The organism is Granulicella sp. L60 (genome assembly GCF_009765825.1).
Classification (GTDB): Bacteria; Acidobacteriota; Terriglobia; order Terriglobales; family Acidobacteriaceae; genus Edaphobacter.
Genome location: NZ_LMUR01000001.1, coordinates 80442 through 102367, shown reverse-complemented (window position 1 = coordinate 102367; position 21926 = coordinate 80442). Strand labels below are relative to the sequence as shown.

Below are 21926 nucleotides of genomic sequence, written 5' to 3'. Positions count from 1 at the left end.
GCATATAAATAAAAAGTAATACTGCACCCGATAAACTAAAGACGATGACCCAAGCAATCCCGACACCGCAAAACACATCCTCACAGATCCGATCCATCGACGATCTTCGCGGCCCTGCCGGCCACCTCGAAGCGCTCCTCAACACCGGCCGCGACGACGCACCCTACGCCGCCATCGTCTGCCACCCGCACCCCGCTGGCGGCGGCACCATGCACAACAAGGTCGTCTATCACGCCATGAAGGCCTTCTCCTCCTTCGGCCTTCCCGTCCTTCGCTTCAACTTTCGCGGCACCGGCCTCAGCGAAGGCGCGCACGATGAGGGCCGAGGCGAACAGGATGACGTCAAAGCCGCCCTCGATTGGCTCGAGCAAAATCTTCACCTGCCCATCCTCTTCGCTGGCTTCTCCTTCGGTTCCAATGTAGGACTCCGCGCCTGCTGCGGAGATCCACGCGTCAAAGGCCTCATCGGTCTCGGTGTCCCCGTCCGCACCGCAGGCCGCGACTACACCTACGGCTTCCTTCCCCAGTGCACTCAGCCCAAGCTCTTCATCAGCGGCGATCACGACGAGTACGGCCCACGCGATGTCATGGAGGGTGTATTCGAGCGAGCACCCCAGCCAAAAGAACTCTTCTGGGTCGAAGGAGCCGACCACTTCTTTCAGCCATCGCCGAACTCACTCGGTGCCAAGCTCAACGTCATGCAGGAGCACATCTGCGACTGGCTACACAATCAGTTCAATCTCTAGAAAGATAGGTCCTGCCGGACGGGCCCACTACTCGTGGGGAGGTCACTTCGTGACGCGTATACCGGTCACGCAGTCATCATCAGCAAAGGTCCTCCCGCTGGTCGGAATGATCATTGCCGAGCAACGCAAGGCTCATAGAAGATGATCCTGCCACGACAGGTATACAAGTCACGAAGTGACCTCCCCACGAGCAGTAGGCCCGTCCGGCAGGACCTATCTGTTTAATCTTTTAAGCCGCTTTAATTGGCATTTTCAGATCAGCCAACACAGGATTCGACAGCCACTCCCTCATCGCCTGGTTGCAGATCTCCGGCATCTCTTCAAACGCAATATGCCCGACGCCCTGAAGCACCATCAGCCTCGACTGTGTCAACATCTTCTGCAACTCACGTCCCGACGGCAACCCCACAGCCCGATCGCGATCGCCCCAGATCAGCAGCGTAGGCTTCGCCGCCAGCTCGCTCAACGCCGAACGCAGCAGCCCCATATCCACAAACCAGCGCTGCACAATCTGCATCACGTGGTCCATCGTCCCCGGAATATGCAGCCCCTCGATATAGCCCTCGAGAGCACCCTCATACACCCGCGAAGGATCGCCATACATCCTGCTCAACGCCGTCGCCTTCAGTCGTCGTGGCAACGCCGGAATCTTCCGCGCAAACCACACCCCGAAGCGAGTCTGATAGAACCGGATCAACTGATGCCCAAGATCGCAGAACGGATTTGCCGGAGCAAACAGAATCAAGCTCCGCGCCCTGTCCGGATGCCGCGCCGCCAACATCATCGCCACCGCACCGCCATGAGAGTGCGCCGCGATATCTGCTTCAGGAATCTCCAGCGCATCCATGTAGGCGGCCAGTCGGTCAGCCGTCGCCGCAAGCCCAGCATCCAGCCCCGGAACCCGCTCCGACTCACCCATATTGCAAAGATCGAGAGCGTACACGCTCGAATCACGAGAGAGGAAATCGATATTGCGCCGCCAGTTCCGCGCCGAACCTACTAAACCGTGCAGCAGAATCAGAGGACGACCCGAACCGGCGCGCTCGTAATGGACCTTCACCCCGTCCACCAACACGTAAGCCTCTTCGATCTCAGTACGTCCGTTCACCTGCTGCCACCTCTTCTGATTTAGCTACGGTCCCGCGCAATTCCCGAACCATAGCCAGATTTTTATGTTACAGAATCATGAAAAGAATAAAAAAAATAAAATTCAAAATAAATACGTGGATCGTAGAAACCGTTGATTCTCTCTCCGAGAAATCTGCATCGCCAACATGATTCACGCCACGAAACGACGCAACTTCGAACCGAATCACCTGAAGTTCCGTACGGTTAACTTATCCTCACTCGTAAAATTGCGGAATGGGATATGATTTTCTGTATAAAGAAACACCAAATTGACCTCGAATTGGTGCATTCAGGCCCATTTTGGGTTTGGTTGTCCAGATGCTTAACGTTAAGCTAATAACCTAATGCACTTCTCCCCATGAAGAATGCCGTTCAAACCCGTGTCTTGGCCATCGTCCTTGCCTTAGCCACGGTTGCGGCATGCGTTCTCGCAGCTTTTAACTTTCAGCAGGAAAACAGCTTCGACGTCCCGACCGACGGTATCTGGTGGATTGAAGCCTCGGGTGGCCTCCGAGCCGAACGCGTCCCCGCAGACTCCCCCGGCCACCGCGCCGGCATCCGCACCGGCGACATCCTCGTCAGCATAGACGACCAGCCCACCCCCCGCGTAGCCCCTCTCACCCGGGAGATGTTCCGCAGCGGCATCTGGGCCCACGCCACCTACTCCATCCTCCGCCCCGTTCCCCACTCCATCGACCTCAACGGAGCTACCCGCCTCGACATTCAGGTCATCCTGGAGCCCAAAGATCGCTCCATCAACCAGGGCTTCCGTTTCATCGCGCTCGTCTACCTCTGCATCGGCATCTACGTCCTCTTCCGACGCTGGACCGCGCCCAAGTCCATCCACTTTTACATCTTCTGCCTCGCCTCGTTCGTCCTCTATAGCTTCCGAGCGACCGGCCAGCCAGGCACCTTCGACTGGTTCATCTACTGGGGCAACATGGGCGCGCAGGCCCTCCAGCCAGCCCTTTTCCTCCACTTTGCCGTCAGCTTCTCGGATAACTTCGCCTCCCACCAGCGCAACCGCCTAGGCCGACGCCTCCTCAGCGGCCTCCTCTACATCCCGGGAATCTTCCTCATCGGCCTGCAGTACACCGCCATCCACTTCTGGTCGGCCACCGAAGTCCTGCTCCACCGTCTCGACCAGATCGACCTCGGCTACCTGGCCCTCTACTACGTCATCGCCGCCATCGTCTTCCGTCTCCGCTACCGCTGGGCAGAGTCCGCCCTCGAGCGCCAGCAGCTCAAGTGGCTCACCCGCGGCACCCTCATCGCGGTCATTCCCTTCACCCTGCTCAACGTCATCCCCTACCTCGCCGACTGGTACGTCCCCACCTACCTCACCCGGCTGGCCGGACTCTCGCTCGTCATCATCCCGCTCACCTTCAGCTGGGCTATCGTCCGCTACCGCCTCATGGACGTCGACCTCATCTTCAAGCGCGGCGTCACCTACACCCTCGCCACCGCCTCGCTCGTCGGCCTCTACTTCGGCATCGTCGCCGTCACCGCGGAGCTCGTCCACACCCGCCTGCCCGGCCTTCGCATCTACGGCCTCATGGCCGGCATCATCATCACCGGCATCGTCTTCGAGCCGCTCAAGCGCGCCATCCAGGCCCGCGTAGACCGCGTCTTCGACCAGAAGCGCTTCGACTACCGCGAGACACTCGTCGAGTTCGGCCGCGGCATCAACTCCCAGACCGACCTCCGCGCCCTCCTCGACTCCATCGTCGAGCGTCTCCCCCAGACCCTCCTCGTCACCCGCGTCGCCGTCTTCCTCGCCTCCGAAGGCGAAGCCCACTCCAGCGCACGCCACTTCGATCTCGCCGCCTCCCACGGCCTCACCAACCTCCAGTCCGCCGACCTCCGCGCCCTCGACGTCCGCTTCCTCGACTTCGACCGCCCCGACGCCAACAACCACATCTTCCTCGAGAACCCCCAGCAGGTCCTTCGCCTTCCCGAAGCCCAGCGTCACAGCGCCGGCCGCCTCGACCTCAACTACTACCTCCCCTGCCGCGTCGCCAACCGCGAAGGCGGAGGCACCCGCACCGTCGCCGTCATCGGCCTCGGCCGCACCGACGACGGCGACTTCCTCTCCAGCGAAGATATGGAGCTGCTCGAATCCCTCGCCGGCTATATCGGCATCGCCATCCAGAACGCCCAGCTCTACCGCCGCCTCGAACAAAAAATCACCGAGTTCGAGAGCCTCAAGGAGTTCCACGAGAACATCGTCGAGTCCATCAACATCGGCGTCTTCGCCGTAGACCTCGAAGACCGCATCGAGAGCTGGAACACCCAGATGGAGGGCATGTACTCCAGGCCTCGCGGCGAAGTCCTCCACCAGCCGCTCTCCGCCATCCTGCCCGCGGACTTCGTCTCCCGCTTCAACTCCGTGCGCAACGAACAGGGCACCCACACCCTCTACAAGTTCCGCCTCACCCTCCCCAACGGCCAGGCCCGCATCGCCAACATCGCCATCGCCCCGCTCGTCACCCGCGACCTCATCGCCGTAGGCCGCATCATCCTGGTCGACGACATCACCGACCGCATCCACCTCGAAGCCCAGCTCACCCAGGCAGAAAAACTCTCCTCCATCGGCCTCCTCGCCGCCGGCGTCGCCCACGAGGTCAACACTCCCCTCGCCGTCATCTCCAGCTATACCCAGATGCTCACCAAGCACATGCGCGACGACGAGCGCCTCGCCCCGGTCCTCGAAAAGATCACCCAGCAGACCTTCCGCGCCTCCGAGATCGTCAACGGCCTGCTCAACTTCTCCCGCACCAGCGGCACCGAGTTCACCCCGCTCGACCTCAACGCCCTGCTCCGCGACACCGTCACCCTCCTCGAGCATCAGTTCAAGACCTCGCAGATCCGCGTCGAAACCAACTTCGATCCGCATCTCGCCCGTATCCACGGCAACCAGGGCAAGCTCCAGCAGGTCATCCTCAATCTCATGCTCAACGCCAAGGACGCCATGTTCGGCCTCCCCAACGCCACCCTCAAGATCGCCACCTTCAACGGCTCCGGCCGCGTCCTCGTCCGCATTCAGGACTCAGGCAGCGGCATCGAGCGCGAGCATCTCCATCGCATCTACGACCCATTCTTCACCACCAAGACCAAGCCGCAGGAGGGCGAGCACAAAGGCACCGGCCTCGGCCTCGCCGTCAGCTACGGCATCATGCAGGAGCATGCCGGCAAGATCCACGTCGAAAGCGAGCCCGGCGTCGGCACCGCCTTCCAGCTTGAGTTCCCCTCTTCAGGAACTCGCCCCGCGCTGATCGCCGATCCTCCCACCGCCTCCCGCACCGCGGCCGAAGATGCCGAAAGAAAGACGCTTCATGTCTGAAACACCCGCAGCCACCGTCGAACAACCGCATCATCTCCAGCGCCCCGCCCGCATGGTCGGCGATCCTCGCATCCTCATCATCGACGACGAAGCCGCCATCCGCGAATCGCTCGAAACCCTCCTCACCCTCGAAGGCTTCACTATCAGCATGGCCGCCGACGGCCCCTCCGGCATGGATCTTCTCGCCACCAACGAGTACGACCTTCTCCTCCTCGACCTCGCCCTCCCTGGCGAGAGTGGCATGGAACTCCTGCCCCGCATCGTCGAGATGCAGCCCAACCTTCCCGTCATCATGATCACCGCCTTCGGCACCGTGGGCAACGTGGTGGACGCCATCCGCGCCGGCGCCGAAAACTTCGTCCAGAAGCCTTGGGACAACGAAAAACTTCTCGCAGACATCCGCGCCGCCGTCGCCCGCCATCGCGCCGAAGAAGAAGTCGTCCAGCTCAAACGCACCCTCAAGCAGCGCTACAACTTCGAGAACATCGTCGGCAAAAGCGAACCCATGCTGCGCCTCTTCGACCTCGTAGCCCAGGTCGCTCCCAGCCGTTCCACCGTCCTCATTCAAGGAGAAAGCGGCACCGGCAAAGAACTCATCGCCAAAGCCCTCCACGCCAACTCGCCCCGTCGCGACCGTCCCTTCGTCCCCGTCAATACCGGCGCCGTCCCCTCAGAGCTGCTCGAATCCACCCTCTTTGGCCACGTCCGCGGCGCCTTCACCTCCGCCGTCACCGCCAAAAAAGGCCTCTTCGAAGTCGCCAACGGCGGCACACTCTTCCTCGACGAGATCGGCACCATGGGCATGGACATGCAGGCCAAGATCCTTCGCGTCCTTCAGGACCGCCGCTTCATGCACCTCGGCGGCGTACAGGAGATTCAGGTCGACGTCCGCATCATCGCCGCCACCAACGTCAACCTCCAGGACGCCGTCCGCGAAGGCCGCTTCCGCGAAGACCTCTTCTATCGCCTCAACGTCATCAGCCTCGAACTCCCGCCCCTCCGCTCCCGCCGCCAGGACGTCCCCCTGCTCGCCGCCCACTTCCTCAAGTTCTACGCCGAAGAGAACGGCACCAGCGACCGCGCCCTCTCGCCCGAAGCCATGCGCATCATGATGGACTACGAGTGGCCCGGTAACGTCCGCGAGCTCGAAAACGCCATGGAGCGCGGCGTCGTCCTCTCCACCTCCGGCACCATCACGCCCGACCTGCTTCCCACCCAGCTCACCGGCAGCACCTACTCGGCCAGCCTGCTCGACCACCAGCCCAACGCCAGCCTCTTCGACCTAATGGAAGAGATCGAGCGCCGCATCATCTCCGACCGCCTCGAGCGCTGCCACTGGAACCAGACCGAAGCCGCCGAGTACTTCAAGATCCCCCTCTCCACACTCAACCAGAAGATCAAACGCCTCAGCGTCGAAGTCAAAAAACGCACCCGCGACTGAATCCCTCTCCTTGTGCGTACTCCTTTTTTGCCCAATTACTTGTCATCCCCGCAGGGATCTGCTGTTGTCTTCTCACGCAGCCTCGCAGAAAGATGGCTTAGCCCGATTGGGAACTTCCCTCCCATAACGATCCAACCAAATCACTCCAAACAAACAACTCCCAGCTCTCCTTGGTCCTCTAACTAACAGAATCAAGGAGATCTCTATGTCCCGATGGAAGTGGTTTGCTTTCTCTGTTCTCACTGTGGCACTGGTGAGCAGCGTGTCCGTGGCACCCGCTCAGATAGCCGTCAGTATCGGAGCAGCACCGGCGTGCCCTTATGGATACTTTGACTACGCCCCGTACGACTGCGCTCCCTACGGCTACTACGGGCCGGACTGGTTTACTGGCGGCCTATTCATCGGAGCAGGTCCGTGGTTCCACGGCCCGCACGGCTTCTATGGCCACGTCGATAACCGCTACGATCCTCACCACGGTTACGCAGGACCCATGCCGGGACGCGGAGCACAGCCCTTCAGCCACTTCCAGGGTAACGAAGCTCGGGATGGTCAGGGCCACGTAGGCAACGCAGGCCACGATCCAGGCGGCGAACACAGCGCCGGATTTTCGGGCCACGGCGGACCTGGCGGCGGTGGTGCCCACGGTGGCGGCGGTCATCGCTAGAAGTAGTTAAGAGGTCGTCTTCCACAGATAGAGGTCCGCTCTAACTAGCGGGCCTCTATCTGTGGAAGATTGGCCGAGGCCAGCACAAAAAATCCTGTCAACTATACGATCCATCTATCTCATTCCAACTCAGTAGTATCCGAGATACGCATTAGTTTCCACCGTAGAGTTATACTGTATATAGAACAAACAGAAGAGCCCCAGCTGGTAGCTGGGGCTCTTCTGTTTAAAGCGTTATCTACTAAACATTGAATAATGAATACTTTGCAAAAGTGACCCCTTTATAATGAATAGTTTGCCCTCAAAGTCCGAAGCTAAACCTAATAGATACAAGACTTTGCACCATATAGGTAGGTGGGAGGGGTACTTGCGCGGAACGGATAACCCTAAGGCTGAATCACGATCTTCATCGAATCCGCCTGCGGATGCGACGCCAGATCGATAGCCGCAACCGCATCCTCCAGCGAAAACCGATGCGAGATCAGGTTGGTCAGATCGAAGCCATCCCGATATCCCTCAAACACCAGCCGAGTCACATCATCCTGAATCGCCACCGAAGCACTGTACGACCCCATCAACGTCTTCTCGTCCATACAAACCGCCGCCGGATCGAAGGGAGCCTCACCATGCTGCGTCGAAGCAAACAGCATCACGCGCCCACCCGGCCGCACCGCATCCATCGCCACCCGGATCAGCGCATCGCTTCCCACCGCGACCAGCGCAACATCGGCCCCTCGCCCCTCGGTCGCAGCCTTCGCCGCCGCCACCACATCCCCCCGCGCATCCAGCGGACGGTCAAGCCCAAACTTAGCCGCAATCGCATGTCGCTCTGGATAAAGATCGCTCGTCAACACCGTAGCCCCGGTCTTCCGAGCCAGCGCCGCCAGCAGCACCCCAATCGGCCCCTGCCCAATCACCAACACCGTTTCATCCGGCTGAAGATCGAGCAACTGAACCGCCTTGTAACAAGTATTCACCGGCTCGAGAAACGCCGCCTGCTCGAACGGAATCTCATCCGGAATCTTCACCAGGCCGCGCTGCACAATCCAGTCCATCACCCGGATGTACTCCGCAAATCCACCACCCGAAGGAGCGAACCCCGCCGTACACCCAACCTTCTTATAAACCTCGCACTGCGCGAATGTCTTCTTCCTGCAGTAGTAGCACTCGCCGCAAGGAATATGGTGGTACGCCATCACCCGGTCGCCCACCGCAAAGCCCTCTACTCCATCACCCACCCGCACAATTGTCCCAGCCATCTCATGCCCGAAGACGCGAGGCGCATCGTGCGATCCCGTATGAATCTTCTTCAAATCGGTCCCGCAGATCCCGCAGGTATGAATCTTCACCAGGACTTCACCCGCCCCGATCTCCGGAACCGCAACCGTCTCCACCCGAACATCGTCGACGCCCCGGTACACCGCCGCCCGCATCGTCGCCGGAACACGCTGCACTGCCTCAACTCCCCGCACTTCTTCGGTCTGCATCATTTAATCTCTCTGTCTGTACCAGTTTATCTGCGTCTCCAACTCCGCCGTCAAAGCCTGCACCGCAGCCTTGCTATTTCCTGCAAGCCCAACCAACTTCCCCCAAAGACGAGGACGCGCAACCGAGTACATTGCGAACGCCGCCTCTCGAAACTGTCCATCGTGCGTAGCAAAGCGGCCAAGCTCCTCAAGCTCAAACGAAGCATCATCCGAGATCGCCTTGATCGCCTGAAACTGCAGACCATGCGCTTCCGCCATGCGAGCGACAGTCGCAGCCTCCATGTCCACCGCGCTGGCGGAGTACGACGCATACAACCGCCGCTTCTCCTGAACACTGGCAATCACAGGTGCGCTTACCAGCACCTGTTTGTACCGCGAGTCCATAAAGCGCTCGCCCGACTGGGAATCGATCACCACACCCGCACGCACAATATCCCCCCCCCGAAGCCCAGGATCACAAGCCCCAGCCAAACCCACCGAAACCAACGCCGTAACCTGCCTTACCGACAGAGCCGCCTGCACCGCCAGCGACGCCCGCGCAGCCCCCATGCCGGCACAGACGGTAACCGCAAAATCATTCGTATACACCGTGACCCTGCCCGGAAGCTTCTGCACCTGCCAGCCGCGAACCAGGTGCTCCACCTCTCTCGGCAAAGCCGCAATGATAGCCGGGCACTCTCTCATGACTGGCGCGCATCGAAGGCAGGCGCATAACCGTGTGTGACAAACCAATCAATCGCCGCCCGCATCGAGTGGTAAACCGGCAGCACACGAAAGCCAAGCTCACGCTCTGCCTTCAGCGAAGAAGCGAACATCATCTTCTTACCCATCCGCACAGCCTCCACCGTCGCGCGAGGTTCCTTACCCAGCAGCTTACCGGTAATGGTCTCATCGAAGAACGCAAACGCCATCGCCACGCTATGAGGCACCTTCATCGTAGGCGACGGCAGACCAGTAATCGTCGACATGCGGTCGAGAATCTGCTTCAGTGTCAGATTCTCTCCCCCCAGAATGTACCTTTCTCCGGGAGTCCCGCGCTCAAGCGCCACAACATGCATACGAGCAACCTCATCCACATCGACAAGGTTCAATCCGGTATCAACATACGCAGGAAACTTCTTGTTCAGAAAGTCAACGATGATCCGGCCCGTTGGCGTAGGCTTCGCATCTCCCGCGCCGATTGGTGTCGTCGGATTCAGAATCATCACATGCTGGCCCGCTTTGGCAGCCTGTATCGCTTCCACCTCTCCAAGAAACTTCGATCGTTTGTAATGACCAATCATCTCTCCAAGCGCCACCGGAGAGTCCTCATTCACGATAGAGCCGTCCGCCTTGAAGCCCATCGTCGCAACGCTCGACGTATACACCACTCGCTGCACGCCGACCTCACGAGCCAGCTTCAGCAGCTCTCGCGTTCCAGCCACATTTGCCGCATACATCTGGTCCGGATCGCGCACCCAAAGACGATAGTCCGCTGCAACGTGAACCAGCGCATCGCATCCCGTCAGTGCCGACCTCAGCTTCTCCGGCTCACGCAGATCCCCGGTCACCATCTCGGCATCGACACCTGCAAGCGAGTCCAACCGGCTTGTCTGCCGCGTCAAGAGCCGAAGACTCGCGCCCTCTGCCGCATAAGCCTTCGCAACGTGGCCCCCCACGAAGCCCGTCGCTCCCGTAATAAATACGCGCACTGCTTGCTCTTTCCCCACCCATCCCGCGATTGTACTTAAATCGATGGCCCGCTAAAGCTACTCTGCGAGATCCATCTAAGTCCAGTTTTAGTCCAGCTTCTCGGGTTCAATCTGAATATTCTTCTCGCCTGCTGCCTTCTTGTCCCAGTACTTCTTTACCCAGGCCTCGAAGGTCTTACCCGCAGCTGTGTCTCTGCCGCTGAATGCAAGCGCAGCAATATCTGAGTAGGCGACGTTCACCTTCGTCGGTGCATTCGATGGAATGATGCGGACGAAGGAATCTACGAGTGATGAACCGGAACGGCGATCAAAGAGATAGCCGGTGATCTGCGATCCGTCCTTCCGCGTGATCGTGATATCGCCGCGATAGTCAAAGGCCTTCTCGAGCGCCTCACGAACCTCCGCGTCTGTGGCCAGCGCCGGAACCCAGCCCTCAAGGTTCTCCCGCTCGCGGCCTTCGATATGATCTAGCTCATCCGCACTTTGGTGCCGCAGCTGTTCGATCTTTAGGTGCTCCTGTTGCTCTGTCGCCATAACGCCTAATCTCCTGAAACCGACTGCAGTTCGCTGTTGGTCGCAGCGGACGGGGATTGAATCTGAACCAGCGGACCGGTGTGCTCTGGCCGCCATTCGTTCAACAGCTTCTGCGCGCCCTCATCCGGATACGTTGAAGGGAACACATACTTCGACGCCGTAATCAAGAAGCCTTTTAGCGAACTGAAGTTATAGTCCACCGCGGAAGCTTCGTGTCCAGAGTGCACCATGCAGTTCGCGCACTGCGGATTGCCGCTCTTTGCGCCGTAATTCTGCCACTCCGTCGTCTCCATCAGTTCCTTGAACGTGTCGGCGTAGCCATCCTGCAGCAGATAGCACGGCTTCTGCCAGCCAAAGATCGAAAACGTCGGCATGCCCCACGGTGTGCATTCGAAGTTCTGCTTGCCCATCAGAAATTCCGAGAACAGTGGATGCGTGTTGAAGCGCCAGGTCTTCTTGCGGTTGGAGAGAATCGCGCGAAACATTCTGCGAGACTTTGCCTTGCCCAGAAAATGATTCTGATCCGGCGCCTTGTCGTAGGTGTAGCCGGGAGAGACCATCATGCTCTCCACACCCACTTCCATCAACTCATCAAAGTGCGCGCGCACCGAGTTCGGATCCGCACCGTCGAACAAGGTGGTGTTCGTGGTTACGCGAAAGCCAGCCGCAACCGCGGCACGAACACCTTCCATCGCGATGTCATAGCCGCCCTCGCGGCAGACGGAAAAGTCATGATGCTCGCGCTGACCGTCAACATGGACAGAGAACGAAAGATACTTGCTCGGCTTGAACAGGTGCAGCTTCTCTTTCAGCAAAAGAGCGTTAGTGCACATGTAGACGTACTTCTTGCGCGCTACTAGGCCGGCGACAATCTCTGGCATCTGGGGATGAAGCAGGGGCTCTCCACCAGGAATCGAGACCATAGGCGTGCCGCACTCTTCGACTGCTTTGAAGCACTCTTCGGGCGACAGATCCGTCTTCAGAATGTGGGCAGGATACTGGATCTTCCCGCAGCCGGCACACGCCAGATTGCAGCGGAACAATGGCTCCAGCATCAGCACGAGCGGATACCTCTTCCGGCCCATGAGCTTCTGCTTCAAAACATAAGTTGCAACCGTCCAAGCTTGCGAGACTGGCACTGCCATCCGGTGTCTCCTCCATCAAAAAGTTTGCGCAGCCATCGCGCTTTACTGAAAGTTACTGAACTACGCTGCGGTTGCTGCCGCTTCCTTTTCCATGGCGCGCTTGTACGTCGTTAACGCAAGCAGCGGGAAGTAGTCACGGTACAGGTGGTAAGCAAGATAAAACACGCGCGGAAAACCCGTACCGGTATAGATCGCTTCATTGTTGCGGCCTGCCGCAGATTCGTCCCAGGTCCCGGTCTCCGTCTGCTTCGACACCAGCCAGCGGATACCCTTGGCTACCGAGTCGCTTCGTGTATCTCCAGCAGCAAGCAGTCCAAGAACTGCCCACGCAGTCTGCGATGGTGTGCTCGGTCCAATCCCTCGTAGCGTCGGATCGTCATAGCTGGTGCAAGTCTCGCCCCAACCGCCGTCCGCGTTCTGCATCATGCGAATCCACTCCGCCGCCTGCTGAACCGGAGGCTCGTGATTCCACACGCCAATCGCCTCTAATCCACGCAATACCAGGAATGTCCCATACAGGTAGTTGACTCCCCAGCGCCCAAACCAACTCCCGTCGGTCTCCTGCTCGTCGAGAACAAACTGAATGGCCTTCTCCACCCGCTTGTCGCGCCGGGTGTATCCATAGTTGGCGAGCATTTCCAGAATGCGGCCGGTAATATCAACCGTCGGCGGATCCAGCATCGCATTATGGTCTGCAAAGGGAATGTACTGGAAGATCATCTTCGTATTGTCTTTATCGAAGCTCGCCCAGCCACCATTCCTGCACTGCATTGCAAAGATCCACTCCAGCGCTCGCTGCGACACGTCGTGCTGGTTGCGCTCCCGCGGATGGGTAACGCAGTTCAGCGCAAGCAGAACCTGCGCGGAATCATCTACATCCGGATAGAATTCATTGTTAAACTCGAAGTACCATCCGCCAGGCTGGACATTAGGCATATTCATCGCCCAGTCACCCTTATTGCGAACCTCCTTCGACATAAGCCAATCCGCTGCTTTGACCATGCGCGGATCGTTCTTCGCGATACCCGCCTCGCCCAATGCATACACCGCCTGTGCGGTATCCCACACGGGAGAGACGCAGGGCTGCATGCGGAATGTCGGTGTCGGATAGTGAGGCTCACCCTCCGGATTATCAATCCCAAGCTTTTCGAACTCATCCATCGCGCGAATGAACTGAGGGTCGTCCGACGTATAGCCGAGGCACGCCAACGCAATCAAAGCGTTCAGCATGGCCGGGTAAATCGCTCCGAGGCCATCTGATTTCTCAAACCGCTCCAACATCCACTTCTCAGCCTTTTTCAGCGCTGCTTTGCGGAGTGGACGGATATGAACACGTTCTGCCCAATGGAAGATACGATCGGCCGCAAGAAAGATATTTCTCCAGCCAAAGATCTTCTTCTTATCCCACTTCAGATGGAGATCTGCGTTTGCACGACCACCCACGAAGAGCTCGTCAATTCCCTGCTCCTGAGAGATCTTCTTGAACGGCTTCTTCGCGTAAGCGATCGACAGCGGCACAACGATGGCACGAGACCAGGCCGAAATCTCATAGATATTGAAGTACCACCAATTCGGAAACAAGATGAGCTCAGGCGGCACAGCGGGAACCGCGTCGTACTCATACTGTCCCATGAAACAAAGGTAGATCTTAGTGAAGGTATTGACCTCGGTCACGCCACCATTTGCAAGAATCCAGGTACGCGCCTTCACGAGAACGGGATGGTCAGGCGACCATCCCATCAACTTCAACGCAAAGTAAGCCTTCACCCCAAGCGAGATATTCGAAGGCCCGTTCGGGTAGATACTCCAACCGCCATCTTCGTTCTGATGGCGAAGAATCTCATTGACCGCCCGTTCCATCCGGCCTCGGTCGCCTGTACCCAGAAGAACATGCATGAAGATGTAGTCGGATTCGAGCATGCTGTCCGCTTCCAGTTCTCCACACCAGTATCCATCCGGATGCTGCAGGCTCAGTAGCCAATCCTTCGCGCGCTCTATGCCTTCAGCGACATGCTCCAGGCTCAGATCCATCCGTCCAAAGCGTGGTTGCGCCGACTGCTTAACGCCATTCGGATTACTTGAAAATGTACCCATGAAAACAAACTCTCTATCTGCGTCTTCCGTTATCTAGAAACAGGTGGTGCCGATGCAATGGCCTGAACAATCTCGGGCGGCAAACCGAAGCGAACATTCTCAGGCATCACTTCCACCTCGTCTACTGAGCCATAGCCCATCGTCTGCAGGTATTCGACAACGTCCTTTACCAGCACCTCGGGAGCCGATGCGCCCGCCGTTACCGCTACCGTGTCGACTCCGTCCAGCCACTCTGGTCGGATAGCATCCGCTGTGTCGATCAGGTAAGAGTTCGTATCAAGATTCTTCGAAACCTCGACGAGACGGTTGGAGTTCGAGCTATTCGTCGAACCGACCACCAGAACAAGATCGGCTCCGTGCGCAACATTCTTCACCGCGACCTGGCGGTTCTCCGTCGCATAGCAGATGTCCTGCGAGTGCGGTCCAACGATGTTCGGAAACTTGTTCTTGAGCGCCTGAATCATGTCCCGCGCCTCGTCCAGCGACAGAGTCGTCTGCGTCAGATAAGCGACGCGATTGGGGTCTGGCACCACCAGATCCGCAACCTCCTGTACTGTCGATACAACCTGGGTCACATCCGGCGCCTCGCCCTGCGTTCCTTCAATCTCATCATGGTCGCGATGGCCGATCAGCACGAGCGAATATCCCTGCTTTGCAAACTTAATCGCCTCGACATGCACCTTGGTAACTAGCGGGCATGTCGCATCGATCACCTTCAACCCACGCTCCTTCGCCCGATCGCGCACAGCCGGAGAAACCCCATGCGCAGAGTAGATAACCCGTGCTCCTTCAGGAACCTCATCCAACTCGTTGACAAAGATCGCGCCTTTTTTCGCCAGGTCAGTTACGACATAGCTGTTATGCACGATCTCCTTGCGCACATAGATCGGCGCACCAAAGGTCTCCAGCGCAATCTGCACGATATCAATAGCACGCACAACGCCTGCACAGAAGCCGCGAGGCTTTAGAAGGAGAACCCGCTTAGTTTTCGTTTTAGTGCCGCTCTGGTCTATTGCAGCATGGTCAAGGGTGGTAGTAGTCACGCCTTCCAGTATACCGCGTCTACCTTCAAACCGTAACCCAAATTGAACCATTCGAGGTGCATCTCTACAAACGAGGAAAGCCCCAAAAGTTCCGAAATAAGTAGAACTTTTGAGGCTAAGCTGCATCGCCTAAACAAGTAGTGATCCTGTTAGAGCTTCTGCCCGGCACACGCAGGATGTCCGCAATCGCACTCCAGTTTGGTCTCACCCTTTGCCGTCTCACAATACGCGGAACAATACTTCTCGCCCGCAGGCGCCATACAGACACATCCATCCATCGCGCACTTCTTGGAATCATTCGACATAACATTCCCTCCGTACTTCTCTCTGTCGGATGCCAAGGCGATCCCGCGAGATGTAGTGTAGGAGAGTTATCGGCTGGCTTGTAGAAGATGCTCCGCGTGCTTCAGGCTCGTCTCGGTCAACTTGGCCCCACTCAACATCCTCGCGATCTCCTGAGTCCGTTCAGCATCCTCCATCCGACGAACGTTCGTCTGGGTGCGTCCGCCCTTCTCTGTCTTCTCGATCAGGAAGTGCTGATCCCCGAACGCAGCAATCTGAGGCAGATGCGTAATACAAAGCACCTGCTGCCCCCTGGAGAGTGTCTTCAACTTTCGTCCCACCGCCTCCGCCGCTCGACCGCCAATGCCAATATCGATCTCATCGAAGACCAGCGTTCGTGGCAGAATCGACCTCTTCTTTCGCCCCGACCCGCCCGATACCGCCTCTTCGACGGTTACCTTCAACGCCAGCATCACACGCGACATCTCGCCTCCCGAGGCGATCTCATGCAACGGCTTCAAAGGCTCTCCGGCATTGGTCGCAATCAGGCACTCCACCTGATCCCACCCATGTGCGGTCCAGTGCGGCGCTTCTTTCTCTGCCGTCACGCGAACATGAAAGCGAGTACTCATCGCCAGGTCATTGATCTGGGCCTCCGCCAGCTTCTCCAGACGCTTCGCCGCCTCCAGCCGTCCGGTAGTAATCTGTCCTGCCACTACCTCATACGCCGCCGCATCCTGTGCCTCTTTGGCCTTCAACTCAACCAGCAGCGCATCCCGGTTCTCAACCTCGGCCAACTGTCTCGCAGCGTCAGCTCCAAACGCGATCACATCCCCCAGCGTCTGCCCATACTTTCGCTTCAACCGGTCAAGCGCCGCCAGCCTGTCTTCAATCTCCTCCAGTCGCCCAGGCGCCGCGTTGATATTATCCGCAAAGTCCCGTACCTCGGCGTCCACGTCCTCTACAATCGCCTTCGCCGCACTCAACTGCTGTGCCGGCTCCTGAAACCGCGCATCGTACCGCGCCAGCTCCTCCAGATGCTTCAGCGCCGCACCCAGGGTCGTCTCCGCCGCACCCTCAGACTCATACAGCAACTCATGCGCACTCATCGCCGCGGTGTATAGCTTCTCGGCGTTCCCCAGCACACGCTTCTCCGCCTCAAGCTGAACATCCTCGTCCTCCGTCGTCAGTCCTGCCTGATCGATCTCTTTACTCTGAAATCGCCAAAGGTCCGCCATCCGAAGCCGGTCCTGCTCCGCCGACTGCAGTTCGTTCAACTTGTCCGTAGTCGTTCGCCACACCGCAAACGCCTCAGCCACACTCTCCGTACTCAAACCGCCAAAGCGATCCAGCAGGCTCCGTTGTTGAGCCTGATCGAACGAACTCAGCGTCTCTCCCTGCGAATGCACCAGCGCCAGCTCAGGGGCAAGCTGCCGTAACACACCCACGGTCGCCGGCTGGTTATTGATGAAGACTCGCCCCTTGCCGCTCGCCAGAATCTCGCGACGCAGCAGGATATGGTCCGACTCAGAGTCGATGCCATTCGCCTCCAGGATCGAAGCTGCTCCCGGCGTCAACTCGAAGACACACCCCACCACCGCCTTCTCTTCCCCATGGCGAACAAAGTCCGCAGACGCTTTCCCACCCAGCAGCAACACCAGCGCATCGATCAAAATCGACTTTCCGGCGCCCGTCTCCCCCGTCAGGAGATTCAACCCAAGCCCAAACGTAGCAACGGTACGGTCGATCACCGCATAGTTTTCCGCGCGCAACTCCAAAAGCATAAGGTCCCCAGGCAAAGACGTATCGCGAGAATAACAAACCTTACCGGATTCTCGTCATGAACCATCCTGCACACCGGAAACCCGCACCACGACAGATGCTCCCCACCGGATTTCGCGCACTGACGATTTACACTAAGCTCTGGTGGACAACAACTATGCTCTCGACCCTCGCCCTCGCTCTGCACTTCCTTCAGGAAGATCCAACTGCCGCGCCACCCGCGGCGGCCAACAGCAGCGCCCTCGTGGAGATGATTCACAACAGCGGGCCCGTCGCCTTCGCGGTGCTCCTCATCCTTCTCCTTGCCAGTATCTTCTCCTGGACCATCATGCTCTCCAAGTGGTCCAGCTTCGGCAAAGCCCAGACCCAGAGCCAGCGCTTCATCCGCGCCTTTCGTAAATCGACCCGCCTTAGCGAGATCGCCACCGTCGCCGATCAGTTCAAACCCAGCCCTCTGGTCGCCGTCTTTGCCGAGATCTACGACGAGTATCAGCGCCAGAACGGCGGACGCGGCCTTCCCCGCAACCCCGTAGCGCTCGAACGCGCCGCCCAGACCGCCTCCAGCGAAGCCCTCACCGCAATGGAGAGCCGCATGACCTGGCTCGCCACCATCGCCGCCATCGCACCGTTCATCGGCCTCTTCGGCACCGTCATGGGCATCATCGACGCCTTCCACGGCCTCGGCACCGCTGGCGCAGCCACCCTCCGCGCCGTCGCACCCGGCATCTCCGAGGCTCTCATCACCACCGCAGCCGGCCTCGTCGTCGCCATCCCCGCCGTCATCGGATACAACCAGCTCACCGCACGTCTGCGCGAGTTCGGTTCACGCATGGACGACTTCGGCCGCGAGCTTCTCAACGCCATCGAAAACGCAGCCATGGTCTCGCCGCCTCCAGCGCAGCAGCAGCCGGAAGAGGCAAGACGGAGGTCTTTCTAGCAATGGCCTTCTCCGCCAAGGGACGCACCCAGACCGCACTCGCCGAGATCAACATCACCCCTCTGGTCGACGTCGTCCTCGTGCTTCTGCTCATCTTCATGCTCACGGCGCCGGTGCTTCAGTCCGGGGTTGAGGTCGCCATCCCCAAGACACGCACCGTCAATCAGCTCACCGAGGAGCGGATGGTCGTCACCATCGACCGACAGCAGAACGTCTTCCTGCAGGACAAGCCCGTCAACGTCAACGAGCTTCCCACCCTCCTGCGCACCACCGGCAAGGGTGATCCCGCCAAGCGCATCATCTATCTTCGAGCCGACGAGCGCGTTCCCTTCGGAGCCTTCGCCTCGGTCATGGACGCCGTCAAACAGGCCGGCATCACCAACATCAGCATCGTCACCCAGCCGATACAGAAATGAGGACGGAGCCATAGCCACTCCACTCAAATCCAACGGCAGCTACGGCGACAACCTCGGCGGAAACTTTGCCGGTTCTATCGTCCTGCACGGCCTCGTCGCCGCAACCATCTTCGGCTGGGCGTTTATCTTCCACTCCCACGGCCCTAACTGGGGCGAACACTCCTCCAACGCCGGAGCCATCCAGGCCACCATGGTCTCCTCGCTTCCGCTCCCACCCACCCAGCGCACCCTGGACACCGGAGTACTTACCTCCGAAGCGCCAAGCCCCGCTCCCGTCATCTCCAAAGAGAGAACCGAGCCTCCACCAAGCCCTAAAGAGATCGCGATCCCTGAGAAGATCACCAAACCCATCAAGACCGCCGACAAGCCAACGCCCACTCCGCCCAAGCACGTCCAGCCAGTCACGCCTCCCCCAACAAAGGCAGTCACGGGGGAGACCGCCGGCATCCGCATCGCGCAGGCCACGATGGAGCTCAAAAATGGCACCGCCAGCGTCTCCGTCGAAGATCGCACCTTCGGCGAACGCTTCGCCTACTACGTAAATATCGTCAATAGCAAGGTCGCTCAGAACTGGTACACCGCCGAAGCCGACCCCAAAGCCTCACTCGGCAAGAGCACAACCATCGTCTTTGACATCAACCGCGAAGGCGTCCCTGAGAACGTCCGTGTCGAGACCCGCAGCGGCTCCCCTACCCTAGACCTCTCCGCCATGCGCGCCGTCCAGCGTGTCGACGGCTTCGGCCCACTCCCGCAGGGCAACCGCATCACTGTGGAGTACACCTTCCACCTCCATCCACAGTAATTCCCACCCAACCGGAGTATTCCCTTGATTACCACCCTTAGCACCGCTCATACACCCCCACATCATCCTTTTGCGTCTAACATGGAAAAGAATGTCTAGTCTTAAAAGAACGTCCCTTATTCGGCGCGCCGGTTTGTATTGTTTTGGACCTATCCCCGTCCTGTTCACCGTCCTGTTCGCCATGGTCTCCACACTGCATGCTCAGGAAGGGTTCAAGACTGAGACCTCAAGCGGCGTCACCAACATCCGCATCGCGGTGGCCGACTTCAAGCCTCTCTCTACAGATCCGCAGACCGCCAGTCTCAAAACCACCTTCGACGCCACCCTGTACTCCGACTTGGCCAACGCAGGCATATTTGACATTGTTTCTAAGAGCCTGCTTCCCCAGTCCACTCCCGGCTCACCCGCAGACATTAGCCTCCAGCAATGGGCTGCACCGCCATCCTCGGCAGCCATGGTGGCCTTCGGCAGCTTCGCCATCCAATCGGACAAGATCGTCTGCAGCGGCTACCTTTTCGACGCCAAGAACCTCCAGTATCCCCAGGTTCTCGCCAAGCAATACACCGACGTCGTCACCGAAGATGCAGCCCGTCAGATCGCCCACCGCTTCGCCGATGAGATCATCTTCCGTCTCAGCGGAGGCAGTCAGGGCATCGCCGAGACCAAGATCTACTACGTCAAGATCGCAGGCCCTGACAAAGAGATCTGGGAGATGGACTACGACGGCGCCAATCAGCACGCCATCACCCACCTCGGCACCGTCTCTCTCTCTCCGCGCATCGCACCCGATAACAGCCGTCTGGCCTTCTCCTCTCTCGGACGCGATGGCTTCCAGATCCGCATGTACTCGCTCATCCTCGGGCGTATGGTCAACTTCTCTTCCACCGGCGGCACTAACCTTTCCCCAGCCTGGGCGCCCAACGGTAAAGATCTCGCCTTCTCCTCCTCCCGCACCGGCGACCCCGAGATCTGGATCACCGACGTCAACGGCAGTCTAGCGCGCCGCATCACAAGCTTCCGCGGTCCCGACGTCTCCCCCGTCTTCAATCCGCGAACCGGATCGCAGATTGCCTGGATCAGCGGACGAACCGGTCTGCCCCAGCTTTACATCATGGACACCGATGGCTCCGCCGTGCAGCGCATGACCGATGGCGGTTATGCCACCTCACCCTCGTGGTCTCCCAACGGACAGTTTCTCGCCTTTGCATGGGACCGCAAGTACGGACCCGGCGCGCCCGGCGGACAGGATATCTACGTCATGGAGATCGCCACCAAGCGCTGGATTCAACTTACCCACGACACCGGCCGCTGCGACTTCCCTTCCTGGTCTCCCGACGGCCGCCACATCGTCTACGCGAACACCGCCGACGGTAAAGCAGCCCACATGAAGATCTGGACCATGCTCGCAGACGGCACCCAGAAACGCGCACTCACCGGCGCCGGTGGCGACATGCCAAACTGGAGCTGGAAGTAACTTCACCTTCTCTGCGGCTACATCTCGCAGGCAACCTTGATCCTTGAATCACTACCGTTTGCAGGAGCATATCGAATGAACATCACGCAGTTAAAAATTCGCAAGACCTTGGTCATTACCACCGCACTCATCGCAATCGCAGCAGCAACCGGATGCCACAAAAAAGCCAGCGGCGTCGATCCTAACGCTCTCGGGCCCGCGCCCGCAGCACCCGCCGCGCCGCCCACCGCCTCCATTACGGCAGATCCTCTCGCCATCGATCTCGGCCAGTCCGTCGTGCTGAACTGGCGCACCCAGAACGCCACCGTCGTGACCATCGACGGTATCGGCGAGGTCAACTCCAACGGCACCCAGACCGTCTCCCCCTCGAACTCCACCAACTTCCATCTCACCGCGAAGGGCGATGGTGGCACCACCGAAGCCAACGTTCGTGTAACCGTCCGCGTGCCCGTTGCACCATCTGCTCCGCCTGCCCCGACCGAAGGTGACATGGGTAGCGAAGCCGCCTTCCACCAGAACGTTCAGGACATCTTCTTCGACTACGACAGCTACGACCTCCGTCCCGATGCCGCCACCTCCACGGCTCAGGCTGCGTCCTATCTGGCCGCGCATCCTGCCATCAAGGTCGTCATCGGCGGCTACTGCGACGATCGTGGTTCTGCAGAGTACAACCTGGCCCTCGGCGAGAATCGCGCCAACGCCGCCCGTACCGCTCTGGTCTCCGCGGGCGTACCGGCGAGCCGTCTCCGCGTCATCAGCTACGGCAAGGAAAAGCAGTTCTGCACCGAAGAGAACGAGACTTGCTGGCAGCAGAATCGCCGCGCGCAGTTCTCCTTGGACCGCTAGTCCTGTCATTCACTCGAGCCCAGCCCCCGCATAGTTCCTCAATGCGGGGGCTGTCTCACTCTAGAAAGCCG

The 21926-nt window shown here is 59.2% G+C and carries 18 protein-coding genes; 9 read left to right on the top strand and 9 right to left on the bottom strand.

Annotated elements, in window-relative coordinates; translation table 11 throughout:
- Positions 1-44: 44 nt before the first annotated feature.
- Positions 45-746, top strand: a complete 702-nt coding sequence (locus GSQ82_RS00480) for an alpha/beta hydrolase (protein WP_158790073.1) — start codon at positions 45-47, stop codon at positions 744-746.
- Between the two features lie 229 nt (positions 747-975).
- Here the strand turns inward: GSQ82_RS00480 and GSQ82_RS00475 are convergent, their stop codons facing one another.
- The gene (locus GSQ82_RS00475) at positions 976-1854 is read right to left on the bottom strand and encodes an alpha/beta fold hydrolase (RefSeq protein ID WP_158790072.1); all 879 of its coding nucleotides are present in this window, start codon (positions 1852-1854) and stop codon (positions 976-978) included.
- A 378-nt stretch (positions 1855-2232) separates the two neighbouring features.
- Here GSQ82_RS00475 and GSQ82_RS00470 point away from each other — a divergent pair, with 378 nt between their 5' ends.
- The 3 genes from GSQ82_RS00470 (at position 2233) to GSQ82_RS00460 (ending at position 7322) form a co-directional block, all read left to right on the top strand.
- Positions 2233-5217, top strand: a complete 2985-nt coding sequence (locus tag GSQ82_RS00470; protein WP_158790071.1) for an ATP-binding protein — start codon at positions 2233-2235, stop codon at positions 5215-5217.
- Positions 5218-5269: 52 nt separating this feature from the next.
- Positions 5270-6658: a sigma-54 dependent transcriptional regulator gene (locus GSQ82_RS00465; protein ID WP_158790107.1), complete on the top strand. Its 1389-nt coding sequence runs from the start codon at positions 5270-5272 to the stop codon at positions 6656-6658.
- Between the two features lie 205 nt (positions 6659-6863).
- On the top strand, positions 6864-7322 hold the full coding sequence (locus tag GSQ82_RS00460; protein WP_158790070.1) for a hypothetical protein: 459 nt from the start codon (positions 6864-6866) through the stop codon (positions 7320-7322).
- Positions 7323-7708: 386 nt separating this feature from the next.
- Here GSQ82_RS00460 and GSQ82_RS00455 read toward each other — a convergent pair whose 3' ends face one another.
- The 8 genes from GSQ82_RS00455 to recN all read right to left on the bottom strand — a co-directional run bounded on the left by GSQ82_RS00455 (position 7709) and on the right by recN (position 17382).
- A complete protein-coding gene (locus tag GSQ82_RS00455) occupies positions 7709-8809 on the bottom strand; it encodes a zinc-dependent dehydrogenase (RefSeq protein ID WP_158790106.1) in 1101 nt (366 codons plus the stop codon).
- A 3-nt stretch (positions 8810-8812) separates the two neighbouring features.
- Positions 8813-9493: a phosphorylase gene (locus tag GSQ82_RS00450; protein WP_158790069.1), complete on the bottom strand. Its 681-nt coding sequence runs from the start codon at positions 9491-9493 to the stop codon at positions 8813-8815.
- Entirely contained in the window at positions 9490-10500 is a 1011-nt protein-coding gene (hpnA, locus tag GSQ82_RS00445) for a hopanoid-associated sugar epimerase (protein WP_158790068.1), read from the bottom strand. The genes GSQ82_RS00450 and hpnA overlap by 4 nt, the downstream gene beginning before the upstream one ends.
- Positions 10501-10587: 87 nt before the next feature.
- Positions 10588-11034 carry a hypothetical protein gene (locus tag GSQ82_RS00440; RefSeq protein ID WP_158790067.1) on the bottom strand — a complete coding sequence of 149 codons (447 nt, stop codon included), beginning with the start codon at positions 11032-11034 and terminating at the stop codon, positions 10588-10590.
- Positions 11035-11039: 5 nt separating this feature from the next.
- Positions 11040-12179, bottom strand: a complete 1140-nt coding sequence (gene hpnH / locus GSQ82_RS00435; RefSeq protein ID WP_158790066.1) for an adenosyl-hopene transferase HpnH — start codon at positions 12177-12179, stop codon at positions 11040-11042.
- Positions 12180-12239: 60 nt separating this feature from the next.
- Complete coding sequence (gene shc, locus GSQ82_RS00430; protein ID WP_158790065.1) at positions 12240-14273, bottom strand: squalene--hopene cyclase; 2034 nt, start codon at positions 14271-14273, stop codon at positions 12240-12242.
- Positions 14274-14302: 29 nt separating this feature from the next.
- Complete coding sequence (locus GSQ82_RS00425; RefSeq protein ID WP_158790064.1) at positions 14303-15316, bottom strand: 4-hydroxy-3-methylbut-2-enyl diphosphate reductase; 1014 nt, start codon at positions 15314-15316, stop codon at positions 14303-14305.
- Between the two features lie 371 nt (positions 15317-15687).
- Positions 15688-17382, bottom strand: a complete 1695-nt coding sequence (gene recN / locus GSQ82_RS00420) for a DNA repair protein RecN (protein ID WP_158790063.1) — start codon at positions 17380-17382, stop codon at positions 15688-15690.
- Positions 17383-17537: 155 nt separating this feature from the next.
- On the opposite strand from recN, the gene GSQ82_RS00415 reads away from it, so the two are divergent.
- The 5 genes from GSQ82_RS00415 to GSQ82_RS00395 all read left to right on the top strand — a co-directional run bounded on the left by GSQ82_RS00415 (position 17538) and on the right by GSQ82_RS00395 (position 21855).
- The gene (locus GSQ82_RS00415; RefSeq protein ID WP_158790105.1) at positions 17538-18317 is read left to right on the top strand and encodes a MotA/TolQ/ExbB proton channel family protein; all 780 of its coding nucleotides are present in this window, start codon (positions 17538-17540) and stop codon (positions 18315-18317) included.
- A gap of 2 nt (positions 18318-18319) precedes the next feature.
- A complete protein-coding gene (locus GSQ82_RS00410) occupies positions 18320-18733 on the top strand; it encodes a biopolymer transporter ExbD (RefSeq protein WP_158790062.1) in 414 nt (137 codons plus the stop codon).
- Positions 18734-18923: 190 nt separating this feature from the next.
- Positions 18924-19535 carry a TonB family protein gene (locus GSQ82_RS25480; RefSeq protein WP_371417144.1) on the top strand — a complete coding sequence of 204 codons (612 nt, stop codon included), beginning with the start codon at positions 18924-18926 and terminating at the stop codon, positions 19533-19535.
- 91 nt (positions 19536-19626) lie between these two features.
- The gene (tolB, locus tag GSQ82_RS00400; protein WP_158790060.1) at positions 19627-21009 is read left to right on the top strand and encodes a Tol-Pal system beta propeller repeat protein TolB; all 1383 of its coding nucleotides are present in this window, start codon (positions 19627-19629) and stop codon (positions 21007-21009) included.
- A gap of 75 nt (positions 21010-21084) precedes the next feature.
- Positions 21085-21855: an OmpA family protein gene (locus GSQ82_RS00395; RefSeq protein WP_158790059.1), complete on the top strand. Its 771-nt coding sequence runs from the start codon at positions 21085-21087 to the stop codon at positions 21853-21855.
- Positions 21856-21926 lie beyond the last annotated feature (71 nt).

Excerpts from the sequence above, each read along its gene's own strand:
- GSQ82_RS00480 (WP_158790073.1), top strand. The coding sequence starts at position 45 with ATGACCCAAGCAATCCCGACACCGCAAAACACATCCTCACAGATCCGA.
- GSQ82_RS00470 (WP_158790071.1), top strand. The coding sequence starts at position 2,233 with ATGAAGAATGCCGTTCAAACCCGTGTCTTGGCCATCGTCCTTGCCTTA.
- GSQ82_RS00465 (WP_158790107.1), top strand. The coding sequence starts at position 5,270 with ATGGTCGGCGATCCTCGCATCCTCATCATCGACGACGAAGCCGCCATC.
- GSQ82_RS00460 (WP_158790070.1), top strand. The coding sequence starts at position 6,864 with ATGTCCCGATGGAAGTGGTTTGCTTTCTCTGTTCTCACTGTGGCACTG.
- GSQ82_RS00455 (WP_158790106.1), bottom strand. The coding sequence starts at position 8,809 with ATGCAGACCGAAGAAGTGCGGGGAGTTGAGGCAGTGCAGCGTGTTCCG.
- GSQ82_RS00450 (WP_158790069.1), bottom strand. The coding sequence starts at position 9,493 with ATGAGAGAGTGCCCGGCTATCATTGCGGCTTTGCCGAGAGAGGTGGAG.
- GSQ82_RS00440 (WP_158790067.1), bottom strand. The coding sequence starts at position 11,034 with ATGGCGACAGAGCAACAGGAGCACCTAAAGATCGAACAGCTGCGGCAC.
- hpnH (WP_158790066.1), bottom strand. The coding sequence starts at position 12,179 with ATGGCAGTGCCAGTCTCGCAAGCTTGGACGGTTGCAACTTATGTTTTG.
- shc (WP_158790065.1), bottom strand. The coding sequence starts at position 14,273 with ATGGGTACATTTTCAAGTAATCCGAATGGCGTTAAGCAGTCGGCGCAA.
- recN (WP_158790063.1), bottom strand. The coding sequence starts at position 17,382 with ATGCTTTTGGAGTTGCGCGCGGAAAACTATGCGGTGATCGACCGTACC.
- GSQ82_RS00415 (WP_158790105.1), top strand. The coding sequence starts at position 17,538 with ATGCTCTCGACCCTCGCCCTCGCTCTGCACTTCCTTCAGGAAGATCCA.
- GSQ82_RS00410 (WP_158790062.1), top strand. The coding sequence starts at position 18,320 with ATGGCCTTCTCCGCCAAGGGACGCACCCAGACCGCACTCGCCGAGATC.
- GSQ82_RS25480 (WP_371417144.1), top strand. The coding sequence starts at position 18,924 with ATGGTCTCCTCGCTTCCGCTCCCACCCACCCAGCGCACCCTGGACACC.
- tolB (WP_158790060.1), top strand. The coding sequence starts at position 19,627 with ATGTCTAGTCTTAAAAGAACGTCCCTTATTCGGCGCGCCGGTTTGTAT.
- GSQ82_RS00395 (WP_158790059.1), top strand. The coding sequence starts at position 21,085 with ATGAACATCACGCAGTTAAAAATTCGCAAGACCTTGGTCATTACCACC.